The sequence below is a fragment of the Pseudodesulfovibrio sp. zrk46 genome (assembly GCF_012516435.1).
Taxonomy (GTDB): domain Bacteria; phylum Desulfobacterota; class Desulfovibrionia; order Desulfovibrionales; family Desulfovibrionaceae; genus Pseudodesulfovibrio.
Map to the genome: position 1 here is coordinate 4,001,334 of NZ_CP051216.1, position 16,147 is coordinate 4,017,480.

The window sequence follows — 16,147 nt, forward strand, 5'->3', positions numbered from 1 at the left end:
AGAAGAGAGAGTCATGAAAAAAGAGTATTGCGGACTATTCGGTATCTACGGCAACAAAGAAGCTGCCAGAATGACCTACTTCGGTCTCTATGCCCAGCAACATCGCGGGCAGGAGTCTGCAGGTATCGTCACCTGGGACGGCGAAAAGATCCGCGAGCAAAAAGGTATGGGTTTGGTGGCAGACGTGTTCAACGAACGTCACCTTGGCAAAGAACTGAAAGGCGATATCGCCATGGGACACATCCGGTACTCCACTACCGGCGCATCCCTGATCCGCAATGCCCAGCCCTTCATCGTGCGCCACGGCAACCTGCGGTTGGCACTGGCCCACAACGGCAACCTCGTAAACACTTACGAGCTGCGCTCTGAGCTGGAAGCCAATGGCTCGATCTTCCAGACAACCATGGACACCGAGGTCATTGCACACTTGATCATCAAGTACCTGCACCAGACCGACACCATTGAAGAGGCCATTGCAGAAGCTTGCAAGCGCATTCGTGGTGCATTCTCCATGCTGATTCTGGCCAACGACAAGCTCATCGCACTCAAGGATCCGCACTCCGTGCGTCCGCTGGCGTTGGGCCGTGTTGGCGATTCATACGTCTTCGCCTCCGAGACCTGTGCATTCGACCTCATTGAGGCCGAGTACATGCGTCCTCTCAACCCTGGCGAGATGATCACCATCGAGAAGGGCAAGATGAGCAGCATGCACTACTGCGATGCGCAGCCCAAGCATCAGTGCATCTTCGAGCTCATCTACTTCGCCCGTCCCGACTCCACCGTGTTCGGTGACGTGGTGTATGAGCGCCGCAAGGCCATGGGCGCCATGCTGGCCAAAGAAGCTCCGGTTGACGCTGACTTTGTCATGCCGTTCCCGGATTCCGGTAACTACGCTGCGGTTGGCTACTCTCAGGAGTCCGGCCTGCCTCTGGAGCTGGCGATGATCCGCAACCACTACGTGGGCCGGACCTTCATTCAGCCATCTCAGGACATGCGCGACTTCTCGGTCCGCGTAAAGCTGAACCCGGTTAAATCCATGGTTCAGGGCAAGCGTATTGTCATCGTGGAAGACTCCATTGTTCGCGGCACCACCATCCGTGCCCGCGTCAAGAAGCTGCGCGAACTGGGCGCACGCGAGATTCATCTGCGCGTCTCCTGCCCGGCCATCAAGCACCCCTGCTTCTACGGTATCGACTTCTCCAGCAAAGGTGAGCTGATTGCAGCCAACCACTCGCCGGAAGACATCGCCCGTTTCCTTGGTATTGAATCCCTGCACTTCCTGACCATCCCCGGACTGGTGGATTCCGTTACTGCCGACGACGCCTGGTGTCTCGCCTGCTTTGACGGCAACTATCCGATTCCGCTGTCCGACAAGATGGGCAAAGACTGCCTTGAAGCCGCTCCCGGCATCATCAAGGAGTTCTGCTAAATGAAATCACATGCGCGCCTGCCCCGAATGACGGCTGGCAGGCGCGCATGTTTATTTTGACGACAAGGATATTGACTGAATGAATTGCAAGTCCACCAATACTGACTGGCTTTCTCTGGCCCGCGAAGTTCTCGATATCGAGATCGCGGGCCTTACGGCTGTAAAGGGGCAGCTTGGCGAATCCCTCGAAAAGGCAGTTACTGCCATGGCCCAATGCACAGGCCGAGTGGTAGTCACCGGTATTGGCAAGTCCGGTCTGGTGGGCCGCAAGATTGCAGCCACCCTGTCCAGCACGGGCACTCCTTCTTTCTTCCTTCACCCTGTTGAAGGCGCACATGGCGACATGGGCATGCTGCGGCAGGAAGATGTCATCCTCGCCATCTCCAATTCCGGCGGGACAGACGAACTCAACGCCATCATCCCCACCCTGAAGACTATTGGTGCGACAGTCATCTGCATGACCGGCAACACGGCCTCTACCATGGCAGAGCTATCAGACATCGTCATCCAAGTATCCGTTCCCCGTGAAGCCTGTCGTCTGGGCATTGCTCCCACCTCCTCCACAACCGCGCAGCTGGCTGTGGGTGACGCACTTGCCGTCTGCCTCATGGAGTGGAAAGCCTTTGGCAAAGACGACTTCAAAAAATTTCATCCCGGAGGCTCTCTGGGCCAGCGCCTCGCTACCTGCGTTGACCAGCTCATGCACAGCGAGAACATTCCGGTTATCGCCGACGACGCCTCCCTCAAGGACGCCCTCAAGGTGCTGAATGATGGAGGTCTTGGCCTGGTTGCCATCGTGGACGGACAGAACATGCTCAAAGGTGTGTTCACAGACGGCGATGTTCGCCGTGAAGTATGCTGCGGCCCATTTGAGCTGAACCGCCCCATCACAGAAGTGATGACCGTATCTCCAAAGCGGGCAATGGCTGGGGAATCTTCGGCCCATGTTCTCGACGTAATGGAACAAAACGAGATCACTGTCCTTCCGGTAGTCCACGACGACGGGAAACTCGCTGGCTTGGTCCACCTTCACGACCTGCTCGGCAAGGGTTCCCTGCGCTTCTCGGGCAAAAACGCATCGGAGAACGCCGGATAATCGGCGGAGGCCCCATGACCCTGACCCATACTGGCGATAGCGACATTTGCAGGAGGTGCTCCTTTACGGGCCCCACGTGCTGCCGCATTGCTGCCGGGCAGGAGGAATTCTGTTTCCCCCTTTCGCAAATAGAGAAAGAGCGTATACAGGAACATGTGCCGCACACTGGTGGTTTTGAGCTTTCCCCCAATTCCAAGGCATTCATTGATTATGTCTGCCGCCTCTTCCCCGGAGAGGAAGAAGTCGTGGCAAAGCTCTTTCCTGCAGGAAAAGAACATTTTCGTCTGGCCGTAGACACCATGGGAGCATGTCGCTTTCTCGGTCCCGAGGGATGTGAAATCCCGCAGGAAGCCAGGCCGTATTACTGTCGCCTGTTCCCCTTCTGGATGGTGGAACGCGAAGTCATATTTTTCGATTCGCCCATCTGCCTCGCACGGCGTGAAGAGCGAACTTTGAACCGAATGCTCATCAGTCTGGATTCCAACCGGGCTGCCGTAAACGACCTATACGGACGCATGCGTCTGGTATGGGGTCTGCCCCCGGCAAAAGGGGCTTCCAAGGTTAAAAAAGGTTTCTAATACATATGAAGACTCTCAAAATTCTACTGATCATTTTTCTCATCTGTGTAATCGCCGGTATCGGTGGAGCCATTGGCCTTTACAACTGGGCTTCCAAAGACCTTCCTGGGTTCAAGAATATTACCGACTACAATCCGCCCCTGGTGACCACGGTCTACGCCAAGGACAATCAGGTGCTGGGCTATTTCTATAAGGAGAAGCGTTTTCTGGTGACACTGGACCAGATGTCTCCGTGGCTGCCCAAGGCTTTCTTGGCAGCAGAGGACGCCAGCTTCTATGAGCATGACGGCATCGATCTGACAGCCATCTCCCGTGCATTCATTGCCAATATGAAGGCAGGACGCACCAAACAGGGCGGCTCCACCATCACCCAGCAGATCATCAAGCGGTTGCTCCTCACTTCTGAGAAAAGCTACAAGCGCAAGCTCAAGGAAGCGATTCTCGCCTTCCGCCTGGAAAACTACCTGACCAAGGAAGAAATTCTGACCATCTATCTGAACCAGATTTTCCTTGGTGCTCATTCATATGGCGTTGAAGCTGCCGCTCGCACCTACTTTGCCAAGCACGCCAAAGACCTGACCATAGCTGAATGTGCCATGCTCGCAGGTCTGCCGCAGGCACCCAGCCGATACAACCCTTACCGCAACTGGGAACTCGCCAAGCAGCGCCAGCGCTACGTTCTTCAGCAACTCCACAACCTGGGTTGGATCACGACTCCGCAGTATCGCGAAGCCATGGCAGAACGCGTTGAGCTGAAGTCCATGGAAGACCCTTCCTGGAAGGTCGGTGCCTACTATCTTGAAGAAGTCCGCCGCTGGCTCATCAATCAGTATGGCGAAGAGACCGTGTACAATGGTGGCCTGACCGTCACCACGGCGTGCGACATCAAGCATCAGGTGTCTGCTGAAAAGGCGCTGCGACGCGGCCTACTTAACTCTGCCAAGCGTCGCGGCTGGCTCGGCCCCATTGAGAACGTCATTCCCGGCGACTCTGCCCGCATTCTGGCCGAAGGCCCGCAGACAGTGGAAGAATTCACCGAAAAAGACACCCCCATGAAAGCATGGGTAACCAAGGTCGTCAAAGAGAAGGCCATGGTCCGCTTTGGCCAGTTTGAGGGCGTCATTCCCATCAAAAACATGTGGTGGGTGCGTGAACCCAATATCAAAAAATCTCATGAGGACGTGCCTGATCCGACCGATGCCCGCAAAATTCTCAAGAAGGGTGACGTCATTCTCGTAACCATCGACAAGAACCCAGAACGCCCGGGGGATCCGTATACCCTTGACATGGAGCGTGAACCACTGGTTGAAGGCGCTGTCTTCTCGGTCAAGCCCGATACTGGTGAGGTACCGGCCCTTGTTGGCGGCTATTCATTCAATAAGAGCCAGTTCAACCGAGCAACTCAGGCCAAGCGTCAGCCCGGTTCCGCGTTCAAGCCCATTGTTTACTCCACGGCCATCGATAACGGCTTCACCCCGGCCAGCATTCTGCTGGATGCACCCATCGTCTATGCCAACGACGAACAGGGAAAACTGTGGCGTCCCGAAAACTTCGAGGGCACCTTTGATGGCCCCACCCTGCTGCGCACTGCGCTGGTCAAGTCCAAGAACTTGGTGACCATTCGCATCGCTCAGAAGCTTGGCATCCGCAAGATCATCAACCGCGCCAAGGACATGGGACTCCAGACCGAGTTCCCCGAAGATCTGTCTGTTGCGCTCGGTTCCGCTGTCGTCACACTGGAAAACCTGTGTGAGGCATACACGGCCTTTGCCCGTGGCGGGTCCTACATCAAGCCTCGCACCGTCCTCTCGGTCACTTCTGCCTGGGGTGACGAGATGTATACCTCTGTCCCGGAAACCGTGGACGCCATCAGCCCGCAGACCGCATATATCATGGCGACCCTCATGAAGCATGTTGTCCAGTACGGTACTGGCTGGCGCGCCCGGAAACTGGGCCGTCCGCTGGCAGGCAAGACCGGTACCTCCAACAACGAGCAGGACGCATGGTACATGGGATATTCTCCTTACCTGCTGACTGGCGTATTCGTGGGCTTCGACGAGCTCAAACCCATGGGTAAGTGGGAAACCGGTTCCCGCGCAGCCAGCTCCATCTGGGTGGACTACCGCAAGGACGTGGAAGAGGATTATCCGTATCAGGACTTCACCCAGCCGCCAGGAATTGTTATGGTTCGAGTAGATGGAACTTCAGGCAAGCTCGCTTCGCCCAGTTCCACCAAGGAATTCTTCCTGCCGTTCAAGGTGGGTACCGAACCTACGGAGATGTCCCGAAGCGGCTCCTCCGGCGGCGATGCACCGGCCTCGGCAGACGATTTGTTTAAACAGACCTTCTAGCCAAGGAAGACCGTATGGAACTCGATATCTATCAGGTGGACGCCTTTGCCGATGGCGTGTTCACTGGCAATCCGGCTGCCGTTGTGCCTCTCTATGAGTGGCTCTCTGACGATTTGATGCAGAATATCGCGGCCGAAAACAACTTGTCGGAGACCGCCTTCTTTGTTCAAAAAGGCGAGTACTTTGAATTGCGCTGGTTCACCCCGGAAACCGAGGTAGACCTGTGCGGGCACGCCACATTGGCCAGCGCCTACGTGATATATGAGTTCCTTGATTACAACGATCCCGCCGTTGTATTTGAGACAAAGAGCGGACGCCTCTTCATCGACAAGGAAGGCGACCGTTACTCCATGGACTTCCCTGCCTGGAGCGTCCGTGAGATTCAGGTCACCGAACGCGTAGCCAAAGCACTGGGTGAACGCCCGGCCGAACTCTACATGGGTGAACGCGACATGATGGCGGTTTTCGAATCCGAAGCGCAGATCCGCAACCTGAATCCAGATTTCCGCCTTGTGTCCAAGCTCGACGGCATGTGTATGATCTGTACGGCTCCCAGCCTGGACTATGACTTTGTCTCCCGCACATTTGTACCTGAAGAGGGAATCCCGGAAGACCCAGTCACCGGCTCCGCCCATTGCTCACTTGTACCGTTTTGGGCAGAACGACTCGGCAAGAATGAATTCCATGCCTATCAAGCCTCTCGCCGCGGTGGCGTGCTGGATTGCAAGCACATGGGCGACCGGGTTAAGATCGCTGGCAAGGCTATCATTTACATGAGGGGTACTATCACCCTGTAAGCCCTCACATTGAATTGCCATAAAAAAAGGGAGGAGCGACTTCGCTCCTCCCTTTTTCATTTCTATTGCTTGCTCGTCTAGCTGACTTTGCTACCCGGCTCCACCTCACTGGTGGGAGTGAGGAGCTGGAGTTCGTCGCCGGACTTCACCGCCAGGATCATGCCCTGGGAGAGTTGCTTACGCAGCTTGCGCGGCTTGAGATTGCAGACAACCACAACCTGTTTGCCCACGAGATCATCAGGGGCGAAGAAGTCGGCAATACCTGCAACAACCTGTCGAATTTCGTCGTCGCCAGTGTCCACGCGAACGAGGAGCAGACGGTCAGCATCGGGATGCTTCTCGACTTCCTTGACGGTACCGACACGCATGTCGACCTTGAGGAAATCTTCGAACTCGATGGTACCGTCGCCAGCGTCAGCCTTCTTCTCCTGCTTGGCCTGTTTCTTGGCCTTTTCCTTCTTGGGCTTCTTCGGCTCTTCTTTGACCTCAGGCAGATCCACACGCGGGAACAGGTTAGAAGTCTTTGCGACAGTCTCGCTGGATTCCAAGAGACCCCATACGTCGAGTTCCTTGGGCAGGTTCACTTTCTCCTGATCGAAGCCCATGCCCAACTGATCCAGCATTTTCTCACTGGCCTCAGGCATTACCGGCCACAGATGGACGGCGATCTTGCGCATGTTCTCGAGCAGGACATAAATGACAGTCTGGAGACGACCGGTCTCTTCATTCTTGAAAAGTGTCCACGGAGCGGTCTCGTCAATATACTTGTTCAGGCCGCGAACCAACTCCCACAGCCCCTCAAGGGCACGGGAGAACTTCATCTCCGAGTAGTTGTCCTGGAAAGCCTTCATGGCATCCTGACCGATCTTCTTAATCTCGGCATCCACGATATCTTCCACGTCGGGACGAGGGATCACGCCGCCGAAGTACTTGTGGGTCATGGACAGGGTGCGGTTAAACAAGTTGCCAAGGTCATTGGCCAATTCAGCGTTAAGACGGCCAATCAGGGCCTTCTCAGAGAAGCTGGAATCCTGACCGAAAACCATGTCACGAAGCAGGAAGTAACGGAATGCGTCGAGACCATACTTGTCCTTCATGGCAAGGGGCTCCACAACGTTACCGATGGACTTGGACATCTTGGTATCTTCCACCAACCAGTAGCCGTGAACGTTGAGGTGCTGGTAAGGCTCGATGCCCGCAGCCTTGAGCATGGTGGGCCAGAAGATAGCGTGAGGCTTGAGGATATCCTTGGCTACAAGGTGGTTTGCCTTAGGCCAGTATTCTTCAAACTTCTTGCCTTCGGGATATTCCAGAGCGGTGATGTAGTTGATGAGCGCGTCAAACCAAACGTAAGTGACATAGTCATTGTCGAAAGGCAGCTCAATGCCCCAGGTCAGGCGGGACTTGGGACGGGAGATACAGAGGTCTTCCAGCTCACCGGATTCGAGGAGGCTGAGCACCTCGTTCTTATATCGCTCTGGACGGATGAAATCGGGATTCTTGTTGATGTGGTCCTTGAGCCAATCCTGGTACTTGGACATCTTGAAGAAATAATTCTTCTCAGCAATGTACTCTGGAACGGTCTGGTGATCCGGACACTTGCCGTCAACCAGTTCCTTCTCAGTGTAGAAACGCTCGCAACCAAAGCAGTAATGACCGCCATATTCGCCAAAATAGATGTCGCCGGAATCGTAAACCTTCTGAAGGATTTCCTGAACAACAGCCTTGTGGCGAGGTTCGGTAGTACGAATGAAATCATTGTTGGAAATGTTCATGTCGGGCCACAGATCCCGGAACAATCCGCTGATGGTGTCAACGTATTCCTGCGGGGACTTGCCCTGCGCCTCAGCAGCCTGGACGATCTTGTCACCATGTTCGTCTGTGCCGGTGAGAAAGTATGCATCTTCGCCCATGAGCCGATGAAATCGGGCTACGGAATCAGCCACGATGGTAGAATACGCATGCCCCAGATGGGGTTTAGCGTTCACGTAGAAAATGGGCGTAGTGATGTAAAAACGTTCCAAACCAAATCTCCTCGTCCCTGGCGCAATCGCCTTCGGGACAGTTACTTCCTGGGTCTGCGTCTGCGGCGTCGGGGCCTGCGCGACCGTTTGTTTTTATCTTCACCGGTGGAATCTGCACTGGACTCTTGTTTGGGCTTTTCAAATCGCTCTGTGCGCTCCCCACGCTCCGGGCGATCTTTGCGATCCCTGCGGTCCTTGCGTGCGCCGCGCTCCTGTCCCGTGTCGTCCCTCTGCGGACGCTCCTTGCGGGGCTTGTCCTTACGGGGGGACTGACGGGGCTTGCGCTCGCTCCGGCTATCGGATGAATCGGATTCCCTTCCCTCTGAAGGTGCACCGGATTTTGCATTGTCACCACCCTTGGGTGCTGGTCGGGAGGGCTTTCTGCCGCCACGACGACCTCGAGGGGGTTGAACCTTGGCGTCTGCCATGGCTTCCGCACTCGGCGGCTTGTTAACTATTTCATTCCATTCGTCAATGGAAACTTCCTTCTCCTCGTAACCTTCAGTCAGTAAGGAAAGGGATTTCTTAAAGAAATTAGAACGAAGCACTTTAACCGAACCAATAGCGGTGTTGTACTTCTTGCCCACGCGAGGACACATGCGGTGGAACTCTTCATAACCCTGCTGCTCGAAACTGAGGCAACAGAGAAGGCGCCCGCAAATGCCTGAAATCTTTGTCGGGTTGAGGAACAGGTTCTGCTCCTTGGCCATCTTGATGGTGACCGGAACGAACTTGCGCATGAAGCGGCGGCAGCAACAGATCTGACCGCAATTACCGATGGCACCGAGCATCTGGGTTTCATGGCGCACACCGATCTGACGCAGTTCGATACGTGTACGGTATTCTCGCACCAAATCCTTGATCAATTCGCGAAAATCGATACGCCCCGGTGCGGTGAAGTAAAAGATCATCTTGGAACGATCGAAGAAGACCTCCACATCCACCAGTTTCATGCCCAACTTATGCTTGGTGATGCATTTGCGGCAAAACTGGTAAGCCTCCTTGGACAGATCCTTGTTCTCGGCAACGGACTCCATATCCTTTTCGTTGGCCAGCCGATAGATGGGCTTATGCGCCTCATCATCGCCCATGTCGTTCTCTTTGGGAGCCTGCTTCGTCAGAATGACTTTTCCAAGGCCCATGCCCTGATCCGTCTTGACGATGACATGCTGCCCTTCGCGAACCACGAACGCGCCAGATGCAAAATAGTACACCTGTCCGTAATCATTGAATTTAACACCAAGTATTTGGCTCATAGGGTAGTTCCCTGTTATCTAAACCCCATCTAAGCGGGGGCGAAAGTGTCGTAAGAAAGAGGTAACATATTAGAAAAAGGCGGTGTGGGCAAATGCGGCGTATAAATAAAAACCGGGCGGACGCCTTGTAGCGCATCCGCCCGGTTCCAATAATCATTTCAAGGCGCTACAGCAGTCCGAGGCTCTTCACCTCAGACATAAGCTTGTCCTCGTCAATAGGCTTGACCAGATAGGATGTTGCCCCGCCCAGGAAAAAGGCGTCGTGGGTCTCCTTTTCATCATCAAGCATGGTGGTGACGATAACTTTTGACTCAGCTTCAGGCCCCACATCAAACTCTTTCTCAATGGCCCTGATTTCTCGGAGCGCCTGCTGACCATCCATTTCCGGCATGAGCAGGTCCAGACAAATGAGATCATACGGCTCGCCGGCCTTGATACCTCGTCGAAATGCCTCGATTGCCTCCTCGCCGTTCACGGCAATGTCACATTGGGCAACGGTCCGAAGAATCTCGTGGATCATGTTTCGACTGTAAAAATCATCATCGACAATCAACGCTTTCATTCCATCCTCCAGGGTCCTCTCTCTATTCCCAAACAGCAATAACCGTTCGCATTTTCAGGATGAAAACGCAACCCCCGAGCTACGAATTCATCACAACGAAACAGTCAGGTCTACACATCAATCATGAAACCTTCACGAGCCATTTCAAAGTCAACACCACTATCCTTCCACTCCTCCTGGAGTCGTGCGAAATTGGCGTCCACCTCGTCATCGGTACGAGTCGTTTCATGATGGGTAAGATACACCTTGCCGACACCGGCCCGTTGGGCCAGGCCAAGAGTTTGCTCGAAGGTGGAATGCCCCCATCCCTTCTTGAGCACGTACTCTTCTTCGGTGTACTGCGCATCAGCGATGAAGACATCCACACCACTGATAAAATCTTCAATTCCCTGATTTCGTTCCGCGACGATCTTCCCGTACTCCTCGTAATCATCTTCATCCGGATCATAGATGTTGAAGAAGGGTTCGTGGTCTCCGGTAAAGAAGAGCGTCTTGCCGTCACACTCCACCTTGCACCCGAAATCCATGGCCGGATGATTCATGAGAACAGTGGAAACCTTGGCAAAACCAAGGTCAACGGTCTGTCCGTCAGACAACGTTTCGTAGGAGATATCTGCCTGAAGCTCGGTCACGCGCACAGGGAAATGCGGGTATTCCATCTGCTTGGCAAGAACAGCCTCAATACCGGTCATAGTCATGGGGTCCGGCGGTCCATAGATAATCAACTCATTGCCCGGCACGAACATGGGAACGAAAAATGGCAGCCCCTGAATGTGATCCCAATGGGTATGGGACACGAACAGATGGCATTTGATCGGCATTTGCTTGGAGAGTTCCAGCCCCAGTTCACGGATGCCGGTTCCGGCGTCGAAGATAAGCAGATCATCGTTGTCAGATCGAATCTCGATGCAGGTAGTGTTACCACCGTATTTGACGGTGTCCGGTCCTGGAGCAGACAGAGAGCCTCGGGTGCCGCGAAAACGAAAACGCATCAGCTCGCCTCTCCCAGTTTGATAAAGATTCTGGCATGCTCCACTTCTTCATCGAGAGTGGGCATCTCCTTGATCAGGCCGTCCAAATCGAGAGAAAATCGTTTCTGGATAGATTCCGGGAGCGCATTGATGTGGTAATCCCCCGCAGCGCCGAAAGCGAGCTTCTTGCTGATCTGATCTGCAGCGAAGACACAATCGACAAGCTGTGAAGCTTCACCTTTTTGAGGCGTATGATGACGGGAAATGGCATCGAAGAGATCGGGCGGCAGGTTCCACTTTTCGGCCAGCAAAGACCCGATATCGGAGTGGGTCGCACCGATAACTTCCTTCTCGCATTGGCTGAGAGGGGCGCCCGTATCTGTTACGAGTTGCCGGACCTGCTGAAATTCCTTGGGCATATACAGCGCAAAGACGACCTTACCGATATCGTGCAGTAATCCGGCGGCAAAGTAATCGGCAGCCTCATCGCGAGAGACACCAAGCATAGTGCCGAGCATGCGCGTTCCCGTGGCAACGGCGAGAGAATGCAGCCAGAAGCCGCCCATCTCAAGGCCAGCCACATTAGACTTGGGCATTGCGCCCACGGCAGCCAGCCCAAGTGCCACGTTTTTGAGCGTATTGAGACCAAGATATACACTAGCGTGATTGATGGAAGTGATTTCTCTGGAGAGTCCAAAGTAGGCCGAATTGACGAGGCGAAGTATTTTGAGCGTGAAGACCGGGTCTTTCTTGATGACCTCGACCAACTCTTTTTGTGAACAATTAATATTACTTGCCAGCTTGAGAACCTGATGCACACTCTTGGGAAAAGCGGGCATTTTCTCTACGGCTGCCATGAGTTTCTTTTCGACGTCCTGCATTCGGCCCCACGCGCTATGTTGACGTTCACGCACCTATTGCCGCAAAAACGGCCTCAGGCTCCGGTACCTCTTGGAATTCCAATACCAACTTATTGCAGGAATAGGCATATTTGGCAAGTCATCAAGGCCGAAAAGCACGAATAGACAATTCGTTTTCTTCATCCCAGATGCAACGGATCAGTCCGTGACGTGAAGTCGTATAGACAGGCACCCCCACTCCGCTCACCACTTGGCGATGCGGAAACCCATATCGGTTGAGATAACCGTCCGAACCCACTGCGGCCTCAGGAGATACTTGAGAATAGAACTCTGGAGAGTAACTCGACCGACTCCCGTGATGCGGCAAAACAAGTATTTGCGCTGACAAATCAGCATCTGATGCAAGCAACACATCCAGCCCTATCCCTTCAACATCACCGGGAATCAGAGCTAACGGCTGCCTCTGTCGCATGAGTCGCATCACTAATGACCGTTCATTTCCGCGACGACTATCAATGCCTTCGGACGGATGAAGAACCTCCAAGTTCACATCATCCGACAAAGAGACAATCTGTCCAGCTCGTAACGGTTGGGCAACCAATTCAGGCTTATCCTCAAACACTTTGCGCAACCGTTCTCCAGTCCTTCCACGAACAGACATGCCATTTGAATAAAATGCGCCTACATCAAATCGGGAGAGAACAAAAGGCAGTCCATGACTGTGATCCGTATCCGGATGACTCAAAAAGACTCCATCCAAACGGGGCGGACGACCATAAGTCAGATATGGCGCAACCACAGATTCGCCAAGATCAAAAGAGTTGGTACCGGGGCCGCCATCCACAAGCCAACGATGCCCGCCGGGAGTCGAAATAACCTGCGCTTGGCCCAAACCAACATCAATGGTGGTCAAGCTCACATGATCCTGAGAATCCGCTATCATGACTGATATATGCGGCCATACCATCAAGAAGAATCCGATCCCGGCCAGTCCCAAGAACACGCGACGGTTGGCCCACGCCAAGATCGTCACGATCAACAGCAAAGCCACACCGACTATTTCTGGCCATAAAGGACGAAGGACAGAGAAGACGGGCGCCATTTCAACTTCACCTGCTATATGCAAGAGGCCCAGCAGCCAATCCATGATTGAGGCAGCAAAGCTCAACGCAGCACGTCCCAAAGGCGCTGTCCATGACATCAAGGACAGCACCATCCCGACCACGCCAAGGGGCATGACGGCCACACCCAGCACTGGCAGCCAGACAAGATTGAACAAAATGTTTGGACTCCACGTACCGAAATTCCACGACACCAGCGACAGGAGCGCGACATTGGCGCACAAACTTACGGCCAGCAAACCACCAGCCCATGACAAGCCCCGCATCCACCAACTCGAATCGGCACAGAACAAACCGCGAATGAGAGGATACATGAGCCCGATACCTGCCACGGCAACAGCAGACATTTGCAGGGAAAGATCAAACACGGAAAATGGCGAAACAAACACGATGATGGCCAGGGCGAAGAACAGACCATCTATAAGCACTCTGCCTCGCCCCTGCAGCAATAGGAATCCCCAGAAGGCGAACATGGTGGCAGCACGCAACAACGACTGGGAAGGCTGGCCAAGCCACGCATATCCTAGGACAAGAGGAGCGGCCAACCATACGGCCAGTTTGGGACGCGGAATACGAAGCAACATCGGCGGATATACCCAACCAAGTAACCACGCCAACCCCCACCCCATGGCTGCAACAAAACCGACATGCAGGCCGGAAAGAGCGAGCGTGTGCGCAAGCCCGGCACTACGTGTCGCCTCTGCTGTTGCAGCCTCCAACCCAGAACGATCTCCCGTGATGAGAGCTCGCACCATGGCTCCGCCCTGCGTAGCAGGCAGGTGGTCGACCACGGCCTTTCTGAGCCGCATTTTCAATTCCCACAGCGCATTGCTCGGCGGTTGCCCCCATACGGGTTTCACATCTCGCCCAGCAGGCCAACCGCGCCACATCACACCCTGCCGTTGCCAGTACCATTCGTAATCCCACGCACCGGGATTACCGAAATTGCGTACTGGCATCACACGCATTCTCAAGCTCACAGCTTGTCCCGGCACCGGAAAAGCCTCCGGATTACGCCATGTCCACGCGAGCTTACCGGTCAGAGTCTGAGCCTGACCATCCACTTCATATTGGATATCGCGAAGCACCAGACGCAATCGGCCTTCCGGCCTCGGGTCCGCACGATCAACTACAGCTTGCAGATCAACCGACTGACGCGCCTCAACCCAAACAGGGACTTCCGGCACCACAAGGGCAACTTGCGCTGCATAGCCAAACCCGAAAGCCGCACACAGCACAACGGCCAGCCACGGCAATCGCCGCAGCCAGCCACGAATGACTGTATCTGCAATATAGAGAACACCCAGCGAGGTTAACGCAGGGACAGGATAGCGATACGCAAAGATGCCAAGAACAATGGCGAGAAAACAAGTTTGCCACGGCAAAAGGCCGGGCACTGGCGCAGGGGCCGGACGGACGGTCTCAACAGTCACGGCTCCCTGCCCTCGCCTAAATCAGGCTGTGCTGGTCTTCGTCTTCCATGCGCAGCTTGAGGTGCTTGTATGCCTTGGCCGTGGCCACACGACCACGAGGGGTGCGCTTCAAAAATCCGCACTGAATAAGATACGGTTCATAAATATCTTCGATGGTGCGTACTTCTTCTGCACAGGCTGCGGCAATGGTCTTAAGACCAACAGGGCCACCATTGAAATTCTCCACCATGAGTGAAAGAATCTTGCGGTCCATGTTGTCCAAACCGAATTCGTCCACATCCAGCCGCTCCAGAGAGCTCTCTGCGATCTCTTTGGTCACCTTGCCGTTGCCGTGTACCAACGCGTAATCGCGAACACGACGAAGCAAACGGTTAGCAATACGCGGAGTGCCTCGAGCACGGCTGCCGATGGCGAACGCGCCTTCCCACTCAACTTCCACACCAAGAATGGAACCGGCACGCTCAACAATACGCCCCAACTCTTCAGGAGAGTAGAATTCAATACGGAAGATGCAGCCGAAACGGTCACGAAGTGGCGAAGTCAGCAGGCCAAGGCGGGTGGTCGCACCAACCAAGGTAAACGGCTCCAGATCAAGCTTGACGGTACGGGCGCCGGGGCCGGAACCAATAACCAGATCGATCTGAAAATCCTCCATGGCCGGATACAGGACTTCTTCCACGGTGGCAGGCATGCGATGAATTTCATCGATGAACAGGATATCGCCACGCTCCAGATTGGTCAGGATAGCGGCCAGATCACCGGAACGCTCCAACACCGGACCGGAGGTAGAAACCATGTTTACACCCAGCTCAGATGCCATGATGCGAGCCAAGGTGGTTTTACCAAGGCCGGGATTGCCATAGAAAAGAGTGTGGTCGAGCGGGCGTTCGCGCTCGTTGGCAGCCCGGATGAAGACATCAAGGTTGTCGCGCAGGTCTTCCTGACCGATAAAATCGCTCAACCGTCTCGGACGGACATTTTCTTCCGGTTGGGTAACTTTACTCATGAACGTGCCGCGTTGATTTTCTTGAGCACGGCACGGATCGCACCGGCAGCGTCAAGGTCAGGTTCTATTTCGAAAATTTCCATGATCATTGGACGGACTTCCTCTTCAGCGTAGCCCAGCCCCTTGAGGCCTGCAAGGGTATCCAGATATTCGCCCTGTGGCCCGTGCGGCGCAGCAGCCACCGTAGCTTTTCCTGTGGCCGGAGCAAGGTTCTTCACCTTGTCTTTCAGATTCCACAAGATCTGCTTGGCAGACTTCGGACCAATACCGGGTACACGGGAGAGCATGGTGACATCCTCACGGAAAGCAATCTCGCGCAGATGCTCGGCATCGAACATGGAGAGGATCGCCATGGCTTTCTTGGGTCCGAGCTTATCAATAGAGATCAGAGTGCGGAACAAATCCAGATCATCAGCCTCGATGAAACCGAACAGATCAATGGCCTTTTCCGCTACCTGTGTATGTATGAACAGCTCAACTTCCCCACCTTTGCCGGGAAGCTTGGCAATGACCGATGTCGGTGCGGCCACTTCATAGCCCACACCGCCCGGCGTCAGGAGCACCAGCCCCTTTTCGTTGGCGGAAAGTAATGTCCCTTGCAGATATCCGATCATGAATTGCCTCCGTTGGAGGTGTAGTAGCGTATTCGCGAACGTAATTCAA

At 54.5% G+C, this 16,147-nt stretch carries 13 protein-coding genes; 5 read left to right on the top strand and 8 right to left on the bottom strand.

Going from position 1 to position 16,147, the window contains the following annotated elements:
• Positions 1-13 precede the first annotated feature (13 nt).
• The 5 genes from purF (at position 14) to HFN16_RS18490 (ending at position 6,251) form a co-directional block, all read left to right on the top strand.
• Positions 14-1,429, top strand: coding sequence for an amidophosphoribosyltransferase (gene purF, locus HFN16_RS18470; RefSeq protein WP_168892138.1), 1,416 nt, complete (start codon positions 14-16; stop codon positions 1,427-1,429).
• Between the two features lie 79 nt (positions 1,430-1,508).
• Positions 1,509-2,525: a KpsF/GutQ family sugar-phosphate isomerase gene (locus HFN16_RS18475; protein WP_168892139.1), complete on the top strand. Its 1,017-nt coding sequence runs from the start codon at positions 1,509-1,511 to the stop codon at positions 2,523-2,525.
• Between the two features lie 14 nt (positions 2,526-2,539).
• Entirely contained in the window at positions 2,540-3,103 is a 564-nt protein-coding gene (locus tag HFN16_RS18480; protein ID WP_168892140.1) for a YkgJ family cysteine cluster protein, read from the top strand.
• Positions 3,104-3,108: 5 nt separating this feature from the next.
• The gene (locus HFN16_RS18485) at positions 3,109-5,454 is read left to right on the top strand and encodes a PBP1A family penicillin-binding protein (protein ID WP_168892141.1); all 2,346 of its coding nucleotides are present in this window, start codon (positions 3,109-3,111) and stop codon (positions 5,452-5,454) included.
• Between the two features lie 14 nt (positions 5,455-5,468).
• A complete protein-coding gene (locus tag HFN16_RS18490; protein ID WP_168892142.1) occupies positions 5,469-6,251 on the top strand; it encodes a PhzF family phenazine biosynthesis protein in 783 nt (260 codons plus the stop codon).
• Positions 6,252-6,328: 77 nt separating this feature from the next.
• Here HFN16_RS18490 and metG read toward each other — a convergent pair whose 3' ends face one another.
• From metG to ruvA, 8 genes are all read right to left on the bottom strand, one after another.
• On the bottom strand, positions 6,329-8,275 hold the full coding sequence (gene metG / locus HFN16_RS18495) for a methionine--tRNA ligase (RefSeq protein ID WP_168892143.1): 1,947 nt from the start codon (positions 8,273-8,275) through the stop codon (positions 6,329-6,331).
• A gap of 41 nt (positions 8,276-8,316) precedes the next feature.
• Positions 8,317-9,531, bottom strand: coding sequence for a regulatory iron-sulfur-containing complex subunit RicT (gene ricT, locus HFN16_RS18500; protein ID WP_168892144.1), 1,215 nt, complete (start codon positions 9,529-9,531; stop codon positions 8,317-8,319).
• Positions 9,532-9,697: 166 nt separating this feature from the next.
• Positions 9,698-10,093 carry a response regulator gene (locus HFN16_RS18505; RefSeq protein WP_168892145.1) on the bottom strand — a complete coding sequence of 132 codons (396 nt, stop codon included), beginning with the start codon at positions 10,091-10,093 and terminating at the stop codon, positions 9,698-9,700.
• 110 nt (positions 10,094-10,203) lie between these two features.
• A complete protein-coding gene (locus HFN16_RS18510) occupies positions 10,204-11,085 on the bottom strand; it encodes an MBL fold metallo-hydrolase (RefSeq protein WP_168892146.1) in 882 nt (293 codons plus the stop codon).
• The gene (locus HFN16_RS18515) at positions 11,085-11,945 is read right to left on the bottom strand and encodes an HDOD domain-containing protein (RefSeq protein WP_168892147.1); all 861 of its coding nucleotides are present in this window, start codon (positions 11,943-11,945) and stop codon (positions 11,085-11,087) included. Before HFN16_RS18515 ends, HFN16_RS18510 begins: the two co-directional genes overlap by 1 nt.
• A gap of 121 nt (positions 11,946-12,066) precedes the next feature.
• Positions 12,067-14,478 (bottom strand): DNA internalization-related competence protein ComEC/Rec2, encoded by a 2,412-nt coding sequence (locus HFN16_RS18520; protein ID WP_168892148.1) that lies wholly within the window; start codon positions 14,476-14,478, stop codon positions 12,067-12,069.
• A 16-nt stretch (positions 14,479-14,494) separates the two neighbouring features.
• Positions 14,495-15,484, bottom strand: coding sequence for a Holliday junction branch migration DNA helicase RuvB (ruvB, locus tag HFN16_RS18525; protein ID WP_168892149.1), 990 nt, complete (start codon positions 15,482-15,484; stop codon positions 14,495-14,497).
• A complete protein-coding gene (ruvA, locus tag HFN16_RS18530; RefSeq protein ID WP_168892150.1) occupies positions 15,481-16,098 on the bottom strand; it encodes a Holliday junction branch migration protein RuvA in 618 nt (205 codons plus the stop codon). Before ruvA ends, ruvB begins: the two co-directional genes overlap by 4 nt.
• Positions 16,099-16,147: the final 49 nt, after the last annotated feature.

Bases quoted from the DNA above. Each gene is read 5' to 3' on its own strand.
- purF (WP_168892138.1), top strand. From the start codon at position 14: ATGAAAAAAGAGTATTGCGGACTATTCGGTATCTACGGCAACAAAGAA.
- HFN16_RS18475 (WP_168892139.1), top strand. From the start codon at position 1,509: ATGAATTGCAAGTCCACCAATACTGACTGGCTTTCTCTGGCCCGCGAA.
- HFN16_RS18480 (WP_168892140.1), top strand. From the start codon at position 2,540: ATGACCCTGACCCATACTGGCGATAGCGACATTTGCAGGAGGTGCTCC.
- HFN16_RS18485 (WP_168892141.1), top strand. From the start codon at position 3,109: ATGAAGACTCTCAAAATTCTACTGATCATTTTTCTCATCTGTGTAATC.
- HFN16_RS18490 (WP_168892142.1), top strand. From the start codon at position 5,469: ATGGAACTCGATATCTATCAGGTGGACGCCTTTGCCGATGGCGTGTTC.
- ricT (WP_168892144.1), bottom strand. From the start codon at position 9,531: ATGAGCCAAATACTTGGTGTTAAATTCAATGATTACGGACAGGTGTAC.
- HFN16_RS18505 (WP_168892145.1), bottom strand. From the start codon at position 10,093: ATGAAAGCGTTGATTGTCGATGATGATTTTTACAGTCGAAACATGATC.
- HFN16_RS18510 (WP_168892146.1), bottom strand. From the start codon at position 11,085: ATGCGTTTTCGTTTTCGCGGCACCCGAGGCTCTCTGTCTGCTCCAGGA.
- HFN16_RS18515 (WP_168892147.1), bottom strand. From the start codon at position 11,945: ATGCAGGACGTCGAAAAGAAACTCATGGCAGCCGTAGAGAAAATGCCC.
- ruvB (WP_168892149.1), bottom strand. From the start codon at position 15,484: ATGAGTAAAGTTACCCAACCGGAAGAAAATGTCCGTCCGAGACGGTTG.
- ruvA (WP_168892150.1), bottom strand. From the start codon at position 16,098: ATGATCGGATATCTGCAAGGGACATTACTTTCCGCCAACGAAAAGGGG.